Raw genomic sequence first — 20,530 nt, forward strand, 5'->3', positions numbered from 1 at the left:
CTCAAAAGATTACGTTGACTTAAGTTTATTTCTAAATCTTACTTCATTTCCTCTGTTTAATTTTCAAAGACCAGTTTGTTTGTTTCGCCTCTGCTCTTTCGCAGCGACAAGTAGTATCTTATCATGGCTAAAAAATAAAGTCAACACTTTTTTCATATATTTTTTCATATATTTTTTTATATATTTATTTTATTACTTTTTAATAATATTATACATAATAAATAATATTAACACCTTTATAGAGCCTGACTAACTAACATATAAAGGATAAAGTATAAAGTATAAATAATATTTCTACTTATGTTACATTTTGCGAACAAAATCTTACCCAATTCATATTTTATTGATATAATATAAAAATAAATTACAATAAATGTTTGGAGGTGTCTTTTTTGGCAAGTATCACACACTATATGACATATATAATAATGACCATTAATATTTTACTTGGTACAACAATTGTTGTATTAGAAAGAAAACGACCAGAAAAGACTATTGCATGGCTATTAATCCTTTTGCTTCTTCCTCCTGTAGGATTATTTCTATATATATTTTTAGGCCGCAACTGGAAGCTTCATAAACTTAATGATAGAATGTCTTCCAAAATTAACGCTTTAATAAAACCAATAATCAAAGAATATAAACTAAGCGAATATGCTCCATTAATAGAATTGCTGGCAACCAATAGCGACTCACCAATCTTCCCCAATAATCAAGTACATTTATTTACTAATGGTACAGATAAGTTTAAAGCACTAAAAGAACAATTACTAAAAGCAAAGCATCATATACATCTGGAGTATTATATAGTAAAAAGTGATGAAATAGGAAATGAAATTAAGGATATCCTAGTTAAAAAATCTAGAGAGGGAGTACGCGTACGTTTCATAATAGATAGAGTCGGTGCAAGAATGAAACATTCCTTTATAAAAGAATTACGAGATGCTGGTGTTGATATAGTATTCTATTCATATTTTTTAGCCCCAATACTTAGACCAATAAATACCCAAATCAATTACAGGAATCATAGAAAGATAGTAATTATTGACGGGAATGTTGGGTTCATAGGTGGGATTAATATAGGTGATGAGTACTTAGGGAAAAGTAAATATGGTTTTTGGAGAGATACCCATCTCATGGTAAGAGGTGATTTCGTTATGGCTCTTCAAGCTGTATTTCTGGATGATTTTCTTACTATTCAAAAAGCAAACAATGTCTATTCATTTTACGATGCTGAATTCAATAAATATTTTCCAACAACAAAAGTTAAAAATGATACATTAATGCAACTTGTTAAAAGTGGTCCTGATTCAGAATTTCCTGCAATAATGCAAGCAATGTTAAAAATGATTACGATGGCTAATAACAACATATATATAACCACTCCTTATTTTGTACCTCCCGAAAGTATAATGGATGCTTTGAGAATAGCTGCCTTAGGTGGCGTTGAAGTAAAAATCATCTTTCCAGAACAAGCCGATCACTTTATTGTAAATAAGGCTTCTAGAACTTATTTTGATGAGCTTTTGTCTTGTGGAGTTAAAGTTTATTTTTATGATAAAGAATCTTTTGTTCACGCTAAGACCATGACTGTAGATGGAAAACTTTGTACTTTAGGAACTACTAATATGGATATAAGAAGCTTTGACTTAAACTATGAGATAAACTGTGTAATTTATGATGAAGTTATAACAAAACAATTAGAAGAAATATTTATTGAAGATTTAAAGATGTGTAGAGAATTCACTTTAGACGAATCAAATAATACTAGCAAGGCTGAAAAACTAATTGAAGGTGTCGCACGAGTTTTTTCTTCATTATTGTAAATAATAAATATCAAACCAGCATTCTATGCTCTGAATGTAGGTTTGATATTTTTTTATCTTTAAGGGGAGATTTTTATGATAAGAAGAATATTTCACATAACTTCAAACATATTAATTTTATTTATATTAATAACTTTATTGAATCCTATTGTTGTAACTAAATTTTCGAAAAGCTCTATCAATTCAAAAACTATAGACTCATTATATAAAATAAATAACATAAACATATTTTACGGTAATAAAAAATTATTTTTCAAACATTCTCTCTATCAAAAATCTCAAAGATACTATATCCCTATTAGTGAGTTTTGTACGAAGATGGGAGCTAAATTAATTGAATCACAGGAATACTTTAAAATCATAAATAAAAAAGACTCTCTTTTAATTTCTAAAATAAATAACACTATAAAATATAATAATTTATCGAAACCTCTTAGAGGTGATATATTATCAATTGGCGAGCTTTCATATCTATCCATTTCCGATATCGAGGAAGTTTTTTCATTAATAACTTATTGGGATTTTGAAAATAACAAAGTAATATTTTCTCCAATAGAAAGAGTCCCTGCTTCCGAAAATAAACCTAGTCAAAACATTGCACTTATAAGATTAGAAGATGTGGTCTGTGGAGAAGTTTATTTAGATTCAGTAAATCTTTATAAGTTAAAAGTATTGGGTAACTATATGCAAAAAAGTAACTTAAAATTTTCAGTAGCATGGATTCCACGATATAAAGATCCTTCAGAAGATATTGATAATGATCTTTTAACGAACATTAACATGGAGAATTCTGCATTCATTAATACTTTAGATTATTTGATATATAGAGATGGAGTAATTGGCCTTCACGGATATACCCACCAACATGGCAATGAGAGAAGTGTTACCTCAAATGAGTTAACTAGAGATTATAATACTACTGAAGAAGAAGTCACAAATGTACTTAAATCGTCTATTAAAACAGCTAACTTACTAAATATTCCTTATAACTTTTTTGAGACACCTCACTATGAAGCTACAGCAAATCAACAAAAAATAATTGAGAAATATTTTGATTATATTTATGAGCCCTACGTAGGTAAGTGGAATAAATCTCCTATCTTGAGTGAGAGGAATCATCATACTTTTTATATCCCAACTCCTCTTAGTTATATTAAAGATTATGATGTTGCTCCTTTAATTAAAGAACTTAATAAAAAAAATACAAATATACTTAATAGTTTTTTTTATCATCCTTGTAAAGAATTCGATTTTATTGATATATATAGTAACTATCAAGGGTTTATCTTGTTCTATTATTCGACCAAATCTCCTTTAAACATAATTACTAAAACATTGAAAGAAAATAACTATGTCACAATCAAAATAACTGATATAAAGTAGCTAAGGAGTATACCTCAATGTATTAATATTATATTCCTTAGTTATTATTCTTTATCTTTTAACTTACCATTCTATACTCTCAACAATAATTATTTATTTTATTTTTTTAAAATTGCATTAATATCAATTAATTTTATGAGTAAACAAACATTTTTTTCGATATTATCTAAAATTTCTACATTTAATACTTTTCCATATATTGCTGAAATTAATTTAATACATTATAATTAAATAAAAATATACATTAAACTTATATATCATGTAGAATATTGTATTAATTTTGTAATTGGATGTGATAATTATATTAGTTAAATTTCTATTTATACAAATATTAATAATTATTATAAATTTAATTATTTATAAGTTCGTGATAAATATTATTAATACCTTTTTACTAAAGAAGCAATATGTATTGAAGCAAAGGTACTTTAATATCTTTGCCTTGTTATTTTTTTTAATTTTATCATTTGCTTTAGGACAAACAGTAGTCTATAGATTTATCTAAAATGCAGCCCATATTTATATGAGGGCACATCTACGTATCCTAATTATTACAATACTTAAAAAGAGGAGATTTAAACATGTCAAAATTTATGTCTGTGTTGGAAAAATTAAATGTCATCGAAAAGGTTGACAATGAGGCTTCTATTGATTTTAAATCATCAATTGAAAATATTGAAAATCATAATAACGATGCAGAAATCGATGGAGGAGTTGAAAATATGGTTTTAGAAATGGATGAGAATGTTCCATCTGAAGTTACAAATTACGAAGGTTCACTGGAAAACATATCAGAATCTACAACTAATACTAGTAATGAAACTATTGATAAAAACTTTATTGTAGATGACATATATTCAATGTATTCTATAAACTCTAGCAATTCAAATACAATCTTTACGCTAGGGAAATTTATAGATGCAATACCTGAAAGCTTACCATCTGATGTAAGAAAAGAATCTGTAATTAATATCATTAATGCTGCTAACTCTAACCTTAATGATCTTTTAAATGATGGGAAAACAAGATTAGATGTATTAAATAAATTTTCAGAGAAATATCAAAAAACAATTAATACAAGTATTGCTGAATATAAAGCAGAAATAGATAAATTAAAAGACTTAATTTCTTCTTACGAAAATCAAATAAAATCTAAAGAGACCATGTTAGATGAACAAAATAATATTATAAAATTTGAAACTCAAAAATTAACTAATATCTTTAATTTCTTTAAATAGAATATTGGGATGTAATTAATTATGAAACCAAGTTATAAAATTACCTCCCAAGGGAAGTTATTTATTCTCGGATTAGTAATGTGTTCCATTGGAACTTTATGTGGTTTCGGCTATAGAATATACACTGAAAATAAAAAATGGGATTCACTTATCTATCCAGGCATAAATATTGGGAATATGAATTTAAAGGGCCTTACTAAAACTGAAGCTTTACATAAAATCAACACCAAATACATAAATTCATCTAACAGTACTAATATTAATATTAAATTTAAGGATAAGATTTTTACAATTGAATCATATAAACTTATAAAAGATACATCATTGTCTTCTACTATTGATCAAGTGCTAGCATATGAAGATAACTTATCACCTTTAGAAAAGCATAGATTAATTTCTAACCAAGATACTCACGAATTTCAAATACCAGTTACTATTAATGAAGACACGCTTCTGAGTTTTATTAATGGGATTGAAAGTCATATTGATACAGCCCCTCAGAATGCCAAAATAAGGCCAGTAGTAGAAAGAAAATTGCAAATAGAAAATGAAGTCCAAGGTTATACCCTTAACAAGGAAGAATTAAAGAAATCTATAACTAAAAGTTTATCTTATCTTCCAGCTGAGGATGTTACTATAAGTGCACCGGTTAAATTAACAAAACCGAGTATTTCATCTGAAAACCTCTCCGCTATCAATGCTTCTATTTCATCTTTTTCAACCGACTATTCAACCTCTTCTTTTGAGAGGGCAGCAAATATTGAGTTGGCAGCTAAACTGATTAATGGCAGAATTCTTTTACCTAACGATATTTTTAGTTTTAATGAAATTGTTGGAGATAGAACAAGGGAACGTGGATTTATGGATGCTCCAATTATTGTTGGTAATAAAGTTGAATCCGGCCTTGGAGGTGGTATTTGCCAAGTAACCTCTACCTTGTATAACGCTATCTTGAACTGTGGCATTACCCCTATAGAAAGACAAAATCATAATTTACCGGTTTCCTATGTTGCATTAGGAACGGATGCAACTGTTGTATGGAATAGCATTGACTTTAAATTTAAAAATACCCTTGGATATCCTCTATTAATAGAGGCGAACTCAACCAATAGAACTTTGTATATAAATATTTATTCAAATTCCAGTCTATTAAATAAGAAATATGTAATTAAGAATGATGTATACGAACGTATACCTTCAACTATAGAGCTGATTAATGACCCATCACTTCAAACTGGTAAGCAATATACTATTAACCAAGGTAGTGATGGTTATAGAGTTAGAGTGTTTAGATACACTTATGAAAATGGAACATTAATAAATACAGAAACTTTATCTAGTGATTACTATTCACCAACCCAAACAAAAATAAGGGCAGGAAATAAATAATCATTAATCCTGTCTAAAATACGAAAAGCAAAACTATGTAAAGTATAGTTTTGCTTTTTATTGATTTAAATTACTTAATTACTAGCTTGTCTCCTTCTTGAGATGAGTGTGCTTATTAAATAAGCTAATAATCCTCCACATGTATCAATTAATACATCTCTAATTGCAGCAGTTCTGCCTGGAATAAATATTTGATGGAATTCATCCGAACATGCATATAGAAATACTATAAGTAAAGCAATATTTCTTGATTTCCATTTGTTAAAATACGTCTTAGTTAGATTTAATGCTAACAGAAATAATATAAAATATTCTGAGAAATGCGATGCTTTTCTAACAGCAAAGTTAGCTAAATCTCCAAAAAAACTATCTAATCTTAATCCTAGCAATTTAAAAATATATATTACTGCATGACTTTGCTCATCTGATACATTTCCTGGCAACTGAGAAAATATAAAAATTATTATCATCCAAATAATTAACAGTGCCCATCTCAATGTTCTCTTGTTATTTTTCATATATTCATCCTTACTTTAGTTTTCTCATTATGTTATATCTATCAATCATGTAATAAGTAAATGCCAAAGATAATAAACCTACACCGATAAACCTTGTAGCATTCTTTATTACTATAATCAAAAGAATACCTATACTCATTACTGCTAAATCTAAATAACAAACTTTATTATCTTTCATTTAAATTACCCCCAAATAAAACTTAAATACATTTCTTCTACTCATTATATAACTTAAAACAAAAAAGTTTTATTAAATTAACCTTAAATAAATCTTATATTATATAAACATATTAAATCTTTTATATTCTAGGGGTATAACTATAGTTATTCTTATGCTTTTCTATAAAGCTCATAATACTTTTTTGCAGATAAGTTCCAGCTATTGTCTTGAAGCATTGCATTTTTTTGAACTAAATTCCATACTTCTTTATCTTTATATATTGTTAATGCTCTATCTAATGCCTCTATCATATCTATTGCTGAATAATTCTTAAATGCAAAACCATTCCCTATGCCTGTTAGATTATTAAATTCTTTTACAGTATCTTTTAATCCACCAGTTTCTCTAACTAATGGCAAAGTACCGTATCTCATAGATATCATCTGTGTTAGCCCACAAGGTTCAAATTTAGATGGAATTAAAAATAAATCTGAAGCTCCATATATTCTACTAGAAATACTCGTATCAAATTTTAATATAACTGCTAATCTCCCCTTATATTTCTCAGATAAGATTTTTAAAGATTCCTCATATATAGTTTCTCCAGTTCCTGCTATCACTAATTGAATATTCCTTCTCATTAATTCATCTATATTTGAAATTAGTAATCCTATTCCCTTTTGTTCCGTTAATCTACTTACTAACGAAACTAACGGGATTTCACAATTTACTTCAAGATTTAATTCCCTTTGCAATTCAATTTTATTTTCTCTCTTTAATTGTATGGAATTAATGTCATATCTCCTAAATAAATTACTATCCTCTTCTGGATTAAAGACACCATAATCAATCCCATTTAATATTCCCTCGAAATTTTCACCTTTATCCTTAATATATTTGCTTAACCCAAAGCCATTATGCTCTTCCTTTATTTCTTCAGCATACGAAGGACTTACTGTAGTAACTTTGTCAGCATATTTAATTGCCCACTTCATCATATTTATTCCTTCATTATTTTTAAGTTCATCCTCTTTATAATATTTTTCCTCATCTATACCGAGCATCCATAACATATCTTTATGACATTGCCCTTGATACATAATATTATGTATGGTAAATACAGTTTTTATAGATTTATATTTATCATCTTCTTCATAATAAATCTTTTTTAATGGAATAATTAATGATGAATGCCATTCATTACAATGAATTATATCAGGAGTAAAATCCTCAATATATTTTATGCTTTCTAATACACCCTTTGAAAAAGCAATGAATCGTTCTTCATCATCTCCATACCCATATGCTCTTTCTCTATAAAAATAAAAAGGGTTGTCAATAAAATAATACTGAAGTCCATCTTCTATTACACTCCAAAGAGAGCATTCAATTGTTTTCCACCCGATATAAGTTTTAAACCTTGCAACAAACTTTAGTTTCTTTTTCATTTTTTTAGTGAGTTTATATTTAGGCATGATTATCCTAACATCAACTTCCATTCCTTTTAGGGCTTTAGGAAGCCCATGTGCAACATCACCTAAGCCTCCTACTTTCATAAAAGGATATGCCTCTACAGACACAAATAAAACCTTCATACTTCACACACCCAATCTAGAATTTAAAAAATTCTTTCCTTTTCTATCGTTAATGGGAACTTTTTTGAACCCTTTATTTCTTCACCTTTTTCTATAACAACATTTTTATCAACCACTACATTTTCTAAAATAGCCTTAGGTCCTATTTCAGCATTTTGAAGTATTATGCAATCCTTAACCCTTGCACCTTTTTTTATTTTCGCCCTTCTAGATATAATACAATTTTCAACTGCACCTTCAATGTAGCACCCATTTGCAACTATTGAATTAGTTACATTACTATCTTTTGTATATTTAGTTGGGGCTTCATTTTTACTTTTTGTATAAATAGGACCATTATCAAAAAATAATTCATTATTAACTCTAGTGTTTAAAAGATCCATATTACAATCATAATACATCTTCAAAGAATTAATACAGCTTAAATATCCTTTAAACTCATAAGCTTGTACATTGTATTGATTAACCCTGGAGGTTATTGAATTTTTTATTTTTCTGCAAGCTCCACTTTTTATACAATCATATATTAATTCTATAAATAAGCTTTTTTTAAGTAAATACATCTCCATAAATATATTTGCTTCTTTTTGGGAACCTATATTCTCTCCAATACTCATAACTTTATTATTTTCAGATAAATCAAGTATACTGCAATTAATAAAATTCTTGTCAGCATTATTAACCTTTTTATATATAACTGTTATATCAGAATTATTTTCAATGTGAAAATTCATTACTTCGTTATAATCTATATTACAAATCATATAAGAGGGTGCCATTAGCACATACTCTTGTCTGCTTAACTTAAAGAACTCAATATTGTTAGCAAATATATGAACGTCATCATATATTGGATTTTCATGAGAAAAATTAAATACCCTAAGTCCATCAATTTTTCTATTTAAGTCCCATGGGTTTCCACTATTCACATGATCCACTAATGATCTTGAATTGTTTCTGGTAAATACACCTATATTAGAAATTCCTGAGTTTGTCATATTAGATAATATGAAATCAATGATTCTATACCTTCCTGCTATTGGAACTGATGCCAATGGCCTATTTCTTGTTAGTTCTCTTATTCTATCTTCCCTCTCATCTAAATTAATGATTCCGATACAATTCTTCATAAATTCACAGCTCCTTTACTCAATTATAGAACCACTTTTTATATCTTCACTTGGAGAAACTACTTTTACTACCTTTCCATTCCCAATCTTCGAATCCCTTCTTATCACTGCACCATTTCCAACTATAGTTTTATTAATTACAACATTTTCTCCAATCTTTGTGTTCGGAAATATAACTGAATCTTTAACTTTTGCATTCTTCCCTACAGTTACCCCTGGAAATAGCACAGAATTTTCAACTTCTCCATTAATTATGCACCCTTCTACAACTAGTGAAGACTTGATTTTAGCATTTGCTCCTATATATTGTGCCGGTCTTACTGGATTTACTGAATATACCTTCCAATTATCATCATGGAGATTTAATTCATTATCATCCTTTAACATATCCATATTTGCCTCCCAAAGGCTATCTATAGTTCCTACATCCTTCCAATATCCTTCAAACGGATACGCAAACATCTTCTTTCCATCCTCCAGCATCCTTGGAATTATATTCTTTCCAAAATCATTTGACGAATTCTTATCTTGCTCATCTTCTTTAAGATATTTTTTTAACTCTTTCCATTTAAATATATATATTCCCATGGATGCTTTTGTACTTTTAGGATTCTCAGGTTTCTCTTCAAATTCATATATTGATAAATCCTCATTGGTATTCATAATTCCAAATCTTGAAGCCTCATATAACGGCACATCTATAACTGCTATTGTTACATCTGCTCCTTTATTCTTGTGAAAACTTAGCATTTCATCATAATTCATTTTATAGATATGATCTCCAGATAGTATTAGTACATATTCTGGATCATAAGTATCCACAAATGCTATATTTTGATAAATAGCATTAGCAGTTCCTTTATACCAGTTTGCTCCCCCTTCTCCTTGATATGGTGGTAAAATAAACACTCCACCCTCTCTTCTATCTAAATCCCATGGTTCACCTATTCCTAAATGTGAATTCAAAATAAATGGTTGATACTGAGTTAATACCCCTACTGTATGAATACCTGAATTAGAGCAATTACTTAATGTAAAGTCTATTATTCTATACTTTCCTCCAAAAGGAATCGCAGGCTTTGCAATCTTCTTTGTTAATACTCCAAGTCTCGAACCTTGACCACCTGCTAATATCATGGCTATCATTCCATTTCTAACCATTACTACACCCCTCTCATATTCTAATTCTCAAATTAACCATATCCATTTTATTCCATATTTATATACTTATGATACTATAAATTTAAGTAACTTTACATATATATTTATCTATTTACTCTAAACTTAAAAAGAGTACTATTAATATATAGTTATGGTTTTACCAATTACTTATATATAAATTAGCACTCATAAGAAGTCTTATTGGAAATATATTATCTTAAATCTTTAATATATATCTCTACAGTTTTCCCAATAATAGAACTAGAAATTATCTAACTAATTTCAGTTAAAAACTTAGACACATAAGCTAATGATTCTTCTATTAACTCTTGGCCATTTTCTACTTCATCAATCTTTTTCTCTAAAGAGAAGATTTTTTGGTCTAATGAGACTATTCTATCTTTTATATTATTTAAAACTCTACTTTCATAATTTATCTGAGTTCCTTCTTCATCTAAATACACAATTTCAGGTGGATTTCCGCACTCAATGCATTTTAAATAAACACCTTCTTTTTCTGTATCTCTAAAAACTTTAAATGTATCATTATTACAATGAGAGCATTGAGATAATATAGTGTAGTCATAATAGCTTACATCTATATCATATATACTTTTACACTCTTTACATGTTAGAAGCAATTTATCATCTTTGCTTTCTATATAAAAGCTATTTCCGCTACAACCTTCTTTTTCACAGACAAAAGTTCTTATCATACAAACACCTCCTAGATATTTAATATGATTCTATAAATAAAAATATGACCAAAAAATATTGTTTGGAATTAAAATAGTAATAATTTTACAAAACAAAAGAGTCAGTAATAATACTGACTCTTTTTATAGGTGAATTTTAATGGAGGATATACTTAATGGATTAACTAATAACTTCTAAAGCATCATCCACAAAGTACGGTAATTGAAAATATTTGTGAGAATTAATCAACATTTTATATTAAATAATAATCTATATTGATTAATATAATTATACTGCTATTGATAATTAATTTCAATTCTTTTTTTATAATTTACTAATATTTTTTTAGACTCATTCTTTAATACTTAATATAAGACCCTCCAACGGATTTATTCTTACTATACCATCACTTGCATTTATATCTTCGCAAGTTAATAAATCAACTACTTTCTTTTCCTCTATAAATTCTTTAATAACTATCTTTTTAGATTCATTATTACTCCTATTTACTATGATAAATAACTTTTCTTCTGCCAAACCTCTTTTATAACAGATGACATCTTCATCACAAGTAATAAATTCCAAGTCTCCGCATTTTAATATAGAGCTGCCATTTCGAATTTTTATAATATCTTTATAAAAGTTCAAAATATCCTTATCTTCCTTTCCCCAAGGATATGTTTTTCTATTCAAGGGGTCTTCCTCTCCTTTAAGCCCTACTTCATCTCCATAATAAATTAAAGGAACTCCTACCATAGTCATCTGGATGATTACGCACAAATATAATATTTTTTTCTCCTTAACTTCAGTTAGTATTCGTTTGGTATCATGGGTTCCTATAAGATTCATGAGTGAATAGAAATTTTCAAGAGGATAATTTTCTTTTAAACTCATAATTCTTCTTTTAAATACTTCTGAATTAATTCTATTTGTAAAGAATTCAATAATATTCTCTCTTAGAGGATAATTTGTAACAGAATCTAGTTCATCTCCAAGAAAATACTTTCTCTTATTCCCATAACTTATTTTGTTTGAGGCATCCTCCCATACCTCTCCAATCACAACACTATCTGATTTTTCTTTCCTCACTCTTTCTTTCAATAGTCTTATAAATTCATCTGGTAACTCATCTGCAACATCTAATCTCCAGCCACTAACACCTATATTCATCCACTTACTTAGTACTGAGTCTTTTGAGTTCACAACATAATCTACATAGTCTGGATATAGTTCATTTACATTGGGTAGATTGCTAAACCCCCACCAGCTATCGTAACTATCAGGAAATGACTTGAAACTATACCAGTTATAATACTTAGAATACTTACTTTGATATGCTCCTAGAGAATTATAGTTACCATACTTATTAAAATAAATACTATCTGCACCAGTATGAGAAAATACTCCATCTAATATTATTTTAATTCCAGAATCCGCAGCCTTTCTACACAGTTCAGCAAATATACTTTCGTCACCATACATCTCATCGATTTTCTTATAATCACCTGTATCATATTTATGATTTGAAGTTGCCTCAAATATGGGGTTAAAATATATTGTGTTTATTCCGAGATCTTTCAAATATGGTATTTTGCGAATTACACCTTTTAGGTTACCTCCATAGAAATCCCATCTAGTTATATCTCCTTTAGCATCTCTTATATACATGGGATCATCATCCCATCTCCCATATAGAAAGCTATTTTTTTTAGGATTTGAAATTACACCATAATCATTTCCATTGAAAAATCTATCAACAAAAATCTGATATATTATTCCTTCTTTAAACCAAGCAGGTATCTTATTCTCTTTATACACTGTAATCTGGTATGTCTTAGGATTATCTAAATAGACTTCTCCAACTCCCCCTAGTTGCTGTACATTATTACCATAAAAGTACACGCTATAATCAAAGACTACTGAAAAATAATATTGATAGACTCCTTGTTCTTTTAAAGTTATCTTCGTATAATACTTTTTATTATTATTAAAATTCTCTATACTATTAATCATTTTTATTTTTTCTGTTGTTCCGTTGAAGTAGATTAGTTCCAAAAACACTTCTTTAGCCTCGCCAGTAGTTTCAAGTAGTAAAAAAACTTCACTATTTATTGGTACTGCTCCAAATGGTCTTCTATAACAATTATTCTGCGAATCATGATATATATACTGAGTACTCATCTTATTCCACCTCATAGATTCTTATAGAGAAAACCGGAACCCCATATTCCAGTAGCATATTCTTGAATTGTTCTATCACTAGAGAATATTCCAGAATGAGCTATATTAACTGCAGCCATACTCTGCCACTTAGATTTATTTCTGTATAATTCATCTACCTTCTCTTGCGCATTCATATATGAATCAAAATCTTTAAGCACAAAAAATTCATCATTATAATCAAGTAAATCCCTATATATTATTCTAAATCTCTCTCTATCTTGATCATAAAACCCATTAACAAGTTGTTCAGTTACATTAATAAGCCTGTTATCTGAATTTCTTACTGCCCAAGAAGAGTATCCTCCATTCCTATAGTAATTTACAACTTCTTTTTCAGTTAGCCCAAATATTATAATGTTCTCATCACCAACTTCATCTCTTATTTCAACATTTGCTCCATCCAATGTTGCTATAGTCACTGCCCCATTCATCATAAACTTCATATTGCTTGTTCCTGATGCCTCTTTTGTTGTTGTTGAAATCTGTTCACTCAAATCTGTTGCTGGGATTATTAATTCTGCTAATGAAACATTATAATTCTCCATAAAGATAACCTTAAGTTTATCATTTATCCTTTTGTCATTATTAATTTTTTTGCCTATTGCATTAATCAGTTCAATTGTCTTTTTGGCTAAATAATATCCTGGTGCTGCTTTTCCTCCGAAAATAAATGTCCTCGGTGGAATATCTAAATTAGGATCACCTAACAATTTATTATAGATTCCCATAATTCTAAGTGCATTAAGAGTTTGTCTTTTATATGCATGAATTCTTTTAACCTGTACATCAAATATTGAATTTGTATCAACAATTATACCTTGTTGTTCTTTAATTTTTTTAGCTAATCTTTCTTTATTATTCTTTTTAATTTCACTTAGCTTTTCTTGTACTACTGCATCGTCCTTAAATCTTTTAAAAGCCTCCATGTCTGTAGGATGCTTTATCCAGCTATCACCTATAGTCATCTTTAATAATTTAGTAAGCTCAGGATTAGACTTTATAAGCCATCTTCTATGAGTTATACCATTAGTTTTGTTATTAAATTTTCTTGGAAACATATAATAAAAATCTGACATTTCCTGTTTCTTAAGAATTTCTGTATGAAGTTTGGCCACGCCATTAACACTATGACTTCCTACCACAGCCAAATGAGCCATCTTTACAAAGCCATCTTCAATAATAGCCATTTTATGAATTTTCTCTTCTTGATAAGGGTATCTATTATTTAATTCTTCTCTAAATCTCCTGTCAATCTCTTCAATAATCATATAAATTCTTGGAAGTAGTTTTTTAAACATGTTAACTTCCCATTTCTCTAAAGCTTCTGCTAATATAGTGTGGTTTGTATATGATATTGTATTAGTAGTTACCCTCCATGCATCATCCCAAGAGAAGTTCTCTTCATCAATTAAAATCCTCATTAACTCTGGTATTGCCATAGTTGGATGAGTATCATTTATATGGATTGCTATTCTATCATTTAATAAATATAAATCCCCAATATGCTTCTTGTAATGCCTAATTATACTTTGTATTCCCGCAGATACAAAGAAATACTGTTGCTTCAATCTTAATAGCTTTCCTTCATAAAATGAATCCTCTGGATAAAGTACTTGCGATATAGCCTCTACAGAATTTTTGTATTCTATTGCTTTTAAATATTCTCCCCTGCTAAAAGATGAGAAATCAAATTCATTGTTTATTGGTTCAGCACTCCAAAGTCTTAAGCTATTTATTACTTCATTCTTATATCCTACAATCGGAGTATCGTATGGTGTTGCCAATACTGAATCATAATTTATATGATTAAACTTTAAGCTTCCATCTATATATTCAACCTTAACTTCTCCACCAAACTTAACAACTTCTGCTTTATTATGCTTTTTTATTTCCCATACATTATCCTTTCTTAACCAAACATCTGGAGTTTCCACTTGAGACCCATTAATTATTTTTTGTTCAAAAAATCCATATTTATACCTTATACCACAACCATGACCCGGAATATTTAACGATGCCATTGAGTCTAAAAAACATGCTGCTAATCTACCAAGTCCACCATTACCTAACCCTTGATCTTGTTCTAATTCTTCTAACTTATCTAAATCTATATTTAATTCTTTAAGACCTTCTTTACACAAATCTCTTATTCCAAGGTTAAGCAAACTATTCCCTAACAGTCTTCCTAACAAGAATTCCATTGAAAAATAATATACCTGCTTCTCTTTATTGTCATTATATCTTTTATTAGTATTTATCCACATATCTATTACATAATCTTTTACCAATATTCCTAGAGCCTGATATTTCTCTATATCTGATCCTTCTTCTAATGGCACTCCATGAATTTCTACAAATTTTCGCTTATAATTTTTTATAAATACTTCTTTGTTTATCTTAAACAAAATAATCACTCCTAAATATAGTTCTAAAATTGTGTCACTAAATTTAGATATAAATTCTTATAATCTTCAGCAGATTTTTTCCAACTGTTATCTTGATTCATTGCTGATATAACTAAATTACTCCAAACATCATTATTGCCATAACAAGATAAAGCATATTCAATTGTATTCATAAGTTCCCACGCACTGTAATTTTTAAATGAAAACCCATTACCTTCCCCAGTATATTTATTATATGGTATTACTGTGTCCTTCAAGCCACCAGTTTCCCTAACAATCGGAATAGTACCATACCTCAATGCAATCAATTGTCCAAGGCCGCAAGGCTCAAATAAAGATGGCATCAAGAACATATCACAAGCTGCATATATTTTATGAGCTAGTTCATTACTAAATCTTATATTTGCAGATACCTTATTAGGATATCTATATTGTAAATTCTTAAAATGCTCCTCATATAAGTAATCGCCTGTTCCTAAGACTACAAGTTGAACTTCCTTCTGAAGTAATGAATCTGATACCTCTGCAACTAAATTCATTCCTTTTTGATTTGTAAGTCTTGATACAATTCCGATAAGTGGTATTGTCTTATCAACAGGTAATCCTAACTCTTCTTGCAACTTTTCTTTATTAATAGACTTACCATCTAAATCTCTAACTGAATAATCTTGGTAAATATACTCGTCCTTTTCAGGATTATATGCCTTATAATCTATTCCATTTAATATTCCAGATAATGCACTACTTCTATTTCTTAGTAACCCATCTAATCCTTCTCCATATAATGATGTCTGAATCTCTCCCGCATAGCTCGGACTCACCGTAGAAACTCTATCTGAATAATTAATTCCTCCCTTCATAAAACTCACTCCACCATAAAATTCTAAACTTCCATCTTCATATGGCACCATATCATATCCAAATAACTCAGGAAGTATATTGGGGTCATAAGTTCCCCTAAAGAGCAAATTATGAATGCTAAACACTGTTTTGATTTCACTATAGAAAGGATCCTTAGAATATTCTAATTTCAAAAGAACTGGTATCATTCCAGATTGCCAGTCATTTGCATGAATTATTTCTACCTTCAAGTCAATCTCTTTAAGGGTTTGTAGTACTCCTCGATCGAAGAAAGCAAACCTTTCTGCATCATCATAGTATCCGTATAACCCATCCCGATCAAAATATCGTTCATTATCTATAAAGTAATATTTCACTCCTTCAAATTCATATTGGAAAAGTCCACAATATTGAGATCTCCACCCAACAGATACCGTGAAACATTTTATGAAGTATAACTTATCATTATATTTTTCTTTAATCTCTTTGTAATATGGCATGATTACACTAACATCAACATCTAGATTTTTTAAATCTCTTGGCAATGAACCTGCCACATCTCCTAATCCACCAGTTTTAGCGAAGGGTTCTGCCTCAGAAGTCACAAACAGTACTTTCATAGTAGTTCCTCCTTATCTTTATTTTTCTCTTTTTTTAGATTGCTTGATGATGCATTTTTAGATTCTAACCTTATTTGTTTTTCTAGCTTTATTACTACTACTGCCATTGGCGGTATTTTTATATTAAGAAAATACGCTTCTTTGTGCCAATTTCCTTTAACTGAAAACATTGTTTGTTCTGTTATTTTTCCTTTCCCTCCATATAATTCATTATCACTATTAAATATTTCTTTATATTCTCCTAGGTAAGGAACTCCTATTTTATAATTATCATATTCATATGTGGTAAAATTACACACTACTATTAATGTATCTCTTTCCTTTACTCCATTTCTAACATAAATTAATATACTTTGCTCACTATTATCAGCATCTATCCATCTAAATCCAGAGTGATCATAATCTAGCTCCCATAAAGCTTTCTCATTTATATATAAGTTATTAATATCTTTAAAGAACCTATGGGTATTTCTATGCATGTCAAAATTCTCAATTAATTGCCAATCCAGTTCTTCCTTATGTCTCCACTCAACAAATTGTCCAAATTCATTTCCCATAAATAAAGTTTTCTTTCCTGGGTGTGTCATCATAAAACCCATAAACACTCGAAGGCCTGCGAATTTAGTCCAATAATCCCCCCACATTTTATCTATCAATGATTTCTTTCCATGAACTACTTCATCATGTGATATTGGCAAAATAAAATTCTCTGAATAATGATACATCATAGGGAAATTAATTAGATTATGATTATACTTTCTGTATAAAGGATCAACAGATACATACTTCAATATGTCATTCATCCATCCCATATTCCATTTAAAATTAAATCCTAAACCTCCTACATCTGCCGGCTTTGTTACAAGAGGCCATGATGTAGATTCTTCTGCAATCATTAAATTATTAGGAAATTCTCTGAAAACCGCTGTATTAAGCTCTCGTAAAAACTTAATAGCCTCGAGGTTTTCTTTCCCACCATACTTATTAGGAATCCATTCACCAGGTCCCCTATCATAATCTAGATATAGCATATTGGCAACAGCATCCACTCTTAACCCATCTATATGATATTCTCTCATCCAATATAAAGCATTTGATATAAGAAAACTTTTAACCTCATTTTTCCCTAAATCAAAATTTGCTGCACCCCAACCTTTATTTTCTTGCCTAAATAAATCCTTATATTCATAAACTGCTTCTCCATCAAACATATATAACCCATGTGCATCCTTGCAAAAATGTCCTGGAACCCAGTCTAATATAACCCCTATTCCTTCATTATGGAATGAATCAACAAGTTCCTTAAATTCTTCTCTTGTCCCATACCTACAAGTTGGTGCATAATACCCTGTAACCTGATACCCCCATGAATCATCTAATGGATGTTCCATTATTGGCATTATTTCAACATGTGTATATCCCATTTCCTTAACATATTTAGTTGCTTCTATCGCAATTTCTTTATAAGTGAAAAATTCACCTGACTCTTTCTTTTTCCATGAACCCAGGTGAAGCTCATATATATTTATAGGACTTTTATATACATTAGTCTTATTCTTCTTATTAATCCAACGTTTATCTTTCCATCTATACTTGCTATTTGAAACCACAATTGATGCAGTATTCGGCCTTAATTCAGACAGAACCCCATAAGGGTCTGCTTTCATTACCTTCTTATGATTCCTTTTATTTATAATTAAATATTTATATATTTGATTTTCAAATTTTCCAGGTATAAAAGTACTCCATATTCCTGACTTAGTGACTTTATTCAATTCATACTCTTTTGATACTTGCCAATTATTAAAATTTCCAACAATATAAACCTCACTCGCATTAGGTGCCCATGTAGTAAATCTTACTCCTTTTTTTCTATTTTCTGTTACTAAATGTGCTCCCATAAACTTATAGGCATTATAATGGTTTCCTTGATGAAACAAATATGAGTCATAATCTGTTATACCTTCAGTTACAGTTCTACTTTCTTCCTTATTCACTTGTATATCTGTGTTACTATTCTTTTCTTCAGAGGAGTTATTAATTTCATGTTTATCATTTTCTATTATTTCCCTCAAATCCCATGAACCCCCTTTTTAGTCTTTAATAGATTATATCATAATTTTGAAATATTATGTTTTTTAAACTTTTCTTATTATAAAACCACCTGGAATTTTTTTACTATTACTCTATAATCCTCTTAGTTTCATACATTGCAATAAAAAATTATAAATCACTAAAGAGCAAAAAAATAAAAGCTACCTAGATGATAGCTTTTCATAAACATATTCTTATAAATCATTATTTTCTTTTTCGTACTTCTCCTTAATTGTCTGCTCTATTTGCCTTATTTTCTCATCGATTGTATCGGTATTCTTCCCCGCTAAAATTAATTCTCTTTTTTTTAGTTTTAATCCTACCAGTTCTTTTTCTAAATCTTCTGCATTAGACATAAAAACACTCCCCATCAAATTTTACATTTTTATTAATCCCCGTAATATAGTTTATACTATGAAAAAAAAGTTTCTTTGTTAAATGTGTAATTACTGGTAAACGTATTCAGGTAAATTTCTTTGCTATATTTTTATAACCTTATTTTTTGATATTGCATTTTATTAGACTACTTTATTTTATGTTAATAACTTATATTTTAGTTTAACTTTCCAAATATTTCAATATTTTTTATATATATTTATTAAAAATCAATTAATAAGTTATATAACACACTTCTTTTTAGTCATTTACATTAATATTATATATTTTTTATATTTGATTTATTATTAACTTTTCACTTTTTTTATTCTTAATTACTCTGTTTTTGAATGCTTGTCTAAAACTTTCAGTTATTTATTTATCTTTATTTCTATAAACTATAAATTCATTTTAATGCCTTGCGATTTTTCTATCACATCTGCTACTTGTGGCTTAGCATTGTCATCAATGGCTAAATATCGATAATTTAAAAATAATAATATTATTATTTGTATAAGTATTGCAATAAGTACATAAAGTCCTAAAATTTTAACCTTTTTCTTCATCAATAATTTTTCCTTCACATAAATTTTTCTCGTTTTCTATCTTAGTATACTTAATTTTTATAAGAAAATAAATAAAAAAATCATCAAGAAGACTATAAGTCTCAAATTTTTTTCTCACATCTGCCTTTCTAAATACATATGAGAAAAAATTGATATGCAACCAACTCTGCTTTTTACAAATTTATGAAAAATTAAACTTTATGTAAACAAAAAAGACACAAGAATAATTGTGTCTTCTTTTGGTGGAGATAAAGAGATTCGAACTCTTGACCCCCTGCGTGCAAGGCAGGTGCTCTCCCAGCTGAGCTATA

16 protein-coding genes are annotated in these 20,530 nt (G+C 28.9%); 4 read left to right on the top strand and 12 right to left on the bottom strand.

Going from position 1 to position 20,530, the window contains the following annotated elements; translation table 11 throughout:
- The first annotated feature begins 413 nt into the window (after positions 1-413).
- The 4 genes from cls to L1S47_RS20150 all read left to right on the top strand — a co-directional run bounded on the left by cls (position 414) and on the right by L1S47_RS20150 (position 5,836).
- Positions 414-1,826 carry a cardiolipin synthase gene (cls, locus tag L1S47_RS20135; protein ID WP_238886844.1) on the top strand — a complete coding sequence of 471 codons (1,413 nt, stop codon included), beginning with the start codon at positions 414-416 and terminating at the stop codon, positions 1,824-1,826.
- A gap of 75 nt (positions 1,827-1,901) precedes the next feature.
- A complete protein-coding gene (locus L1S47_RS20140) occupies positions 1,902-3,209 on the top strand; it encodes a DUF2334 domain-containing protein (protein ID WP_238886818.1) in 1,308 nt (435 codons plus the stop codon).
- 581 nt (positions 3,210-3,790) lie between these two features.
- Complete coding sequence (locus L1S47_RS20145; RefSeq protein ID WP_238886820.1) at positions 3,791-4,447, top strand: hypothetical protein; 657 nt, start codon at positions 3,791-3,793, stop codon at positions 4,445-4,447.
- A gap of 21 nt (positions 4,448-4,468) precedes the next feature.
- A complete protein-coding gene (locus tag L1S47_RS20150) occupies positions 4,469-5,836 on the top strand; it encodes a VanW family protein (protein WP_238886822.1) in 1,368 nt (455 codons plus the stop codon).
- Between the two features lie 74 nt (positions 5,837-5,910).
- Here L1S47_RS20150 and L1S47_RS20155 read toward each other — a convergent pair whose 3' ends face one another.
- The 12 genes from L1S47_RS20155 to L1S47_RS20210 form a co-directional block, all read right to left on the bottom strand.
- Positions 5,911-6,354, bottom strand: a complete 444-nt coding sequence (locus tag L1S47_RS20155; RefSeq protein ID WP_238886824.1) for a VanZ family protein — start codon at positions 6,352-6,354, stop codon at positions 5,911-5,913.
- Between the two features lie 10 nt (positions 6,355-6,364).
- A complete protein-coding gene (locus tag L1S47_RS20160; protein ID WP_202769588.1) occupies positions 6,365-6,532 on the bottom strand; it encodes a hypothetical protein in 168 nt (55 codons plus the stop codon).
- A 152-nt stretch (positions 6,533-6,684) separates the two neighbouring features.
- Positions 6,685-8,109, bottom strand: a complete 1,425-nt coding sequence (locus tag L1S47_RS20165) for a glycogen synthase (RefSeq protein WP_238886829.1) — start codon at positions 8,107-8,109, stop codon at positions 6,685-6,687.
- A 23-nt stretch (positions 8,110-8,132) separates the two neighbouring features.
- Positions 8,133-9,239 (bottom strand): glucose-1-phosphate adenylyltransferase subunit GlgD, encoded by a 1,107-nt coding sequence (gene glgD / locus L1S47_RS20170; protein WP_238886831.1) that lies wholly within the window; start codon positions 9,237-9,239, stop codon positions 8,133-8,135.
- 15 nt (positions 9,240-9,254) lie between these two features.
- A complete protein-coding gene (locus L1S47_RS20175; protein ID WP_238886832.1) occupies positions 9,255-10,400 on the bottom strand; it encodes a glucose-1-phosphate adenylyltransferase in 1,146 nt (381 codons plus the stop codon).
- A gap of 272 nt (positions 10,401-10,672) precedes the next feature.
- Positions 10,673-11,116, bottom strand: coding sequence for a hypothetical protein (locus L1S47_RS20180; protein WP_202769584.1), 444 nt, complete (start codon positions 11,114-11,116; stop codon positions 10,673-10,675).
- Positions 11,117-11,447: 331 nt separating this feature from the next.
- A complete protein-coding gene (locus L1S47_RS20185; RefSeq protein ID WP_238886840.1) occupies positions 11,448-13,277 on the bottom strand; it encodes a glycoside hydrolase family 13 protein in 1,830 nt (609 codons plus the stop codon).
- An 11-nt stretch (positions 13,278-13,288) separates the two neighbouring features.
- On the bottom strand, positions 13,289-15,724 hold the full coding sequence (locus L1S47_RS20190) for a glycogen/starch/alpha-glucan phosphorylase (protein ID WP_238886841.1): 2,436 nt from the start codon (positions 15,722-15,724) through the stop codon (positions 13,289-13,291).
- A gap of 23 nt (positions 15,725-15,747) precedes the next feature.
- A complete protein-coding gene (gene glgA / locus L1S47_RS20195) occupies positions 15,748-17,184 on the bottom strand; it encodes a glycogen synthase GlgA (protein ID WP_238886842.1) in 1,437 nt (478 codons plus the stop codon).
- A complete protein-coding gene (gene glgB / locus L1S47_RS20200; protein ID WP_275297894.1) occupies positions 17,181-19,259 on the bottom strand; it encodes a 1,4-alpha-glucan branching protein GlgB in 2,079 nt (692 codons plus the stop codon). Before glgB ends, glgA begins: the two co-directional genes overlap by 4 nt.
- 213 nt (positions 19,260-19,472) lie before the next feature.
- A complete protein-coding gene (locus tag L1S47_RS20205; RefSeq protein WP_202769580.1) occupies positions 19,473-19,634 on the bottom strand; it encodes a hypothetical protein in 162 nt (53 codons plus the stop codon).
- A 417-nt stretch (positions 19,635-20,051) separates the two neighbouring features.
- Positions 20,052-20,219, bottom strand: a complete 168-nt coding sequence (locus tag L1S47_RS20210) for a hypothetical protein (protein ID WP_238886843.1) — start codon at positions 20,217-20,219, stop codon at positions 20,052-20,054.
- Between the last annotated feature and the right edge of the window lie 311 nt (positions 20,220-20,530).

This window comes from Clostridium sp. YIM B02551 (assembly GCF_022324735.1).
GTDB lineage: Bacteria > Bacillota > Clostridia > Clostridiales > Clostridiaceae > Clostridium_T > Clostridium_T paridis.

Coding starts and splice junctions, on each gene's coding strand:
- cls (WP_238886844.1), top strand. CDS start 414: ATGACATATATAATAATGACCATTAATATTTTACTTGGTACAACAATT.
- L1S47_RS20140 (WP_238886818.1), top strand. CDS start 1,902: ATGATAAGAAGAATATTTCACATAACTTCAAACATATTAATTTTATTT.
- L1S47_RS20145 (WP_238886820.1), top strand. CDS start 3,791: ATGTCAAAATTTATGTCTGTGTTGGAAAAATTAAATGTCATCGAAAAG.
- L1S47_RS20150 (WP_238886822.1), top strand. CDS start 4,469: ATGAAACCAAGTTATAAAATTACCTCCCAAGGGAAGTTATTTATTCTC.
- L1S47_RS20155 (WP_238886824.1), bottom strand. CDS start 6,354: ATGAAAAATAACAAGAGAACATTGAGATGGGCACTGTTAATTATTTGG.
- L1S47_RS20160 (WP_202769588.1), bottom strand. CDS start 6,532: ATGAAAGATAATAAAGTTTGTTATTTAGATTTAGCAGTAATGAGTATA.
- L1S47_RS20165 (WP_238886829.1), bottom strand. CDS start 8,109: ATGAAGGTTTTATTTGTGTCTGTAGAGGCATATCCTTTTATGAAAGTA.
- glgD (WP_238886831.1), bottom strand. CDS start 9,239: ATGAAGAATTGTATCGGAATCATTAATTTAGATGAGAGGGAAGATAGA.
- L1S47_RS20175 (WP_238886832.1), bottom strand. CDS start 10,400: ATGGTTAGAAATGGAATGATAGCCATGATATTAGCAGGTGGTCAAGGT.
- L1S47_RS20180 (WP_202769584.1), bottom strand. CDS start 11,116: ATGATAAGAACTTTTGTCTGTGAAAAAGAAGGTTGTAGCGGAAATAGC.
- L1S47_RS20185 (WP_238886840.1), bottom strand. CDS start 13,277: ATGAGTACTCAGTATATATATCATGATTCGCAGAATAATTGTTATAGA.
- glgA (WP_238886842.1), bottom strand. CDS start 17,184: ATGAAAGTACTGTTTGTGACTTCTGAGGCAGAACCCTTCGCTAAAACT.
- L1S47_RS20205 (WP_202769580.1), bottom strand. CDS start 19,634: ATGTCTAATGCAGAAGATTTAGAAAAAGAACTGGTAGGATTAAAACTA.
- L1S47_RS20210 (WP_238886843.1), bottom strand. CDS start 20,219: ATGAAGAAAAAGGTTAAAATTTTAGGACTTTATGTACTTATTGCAATA.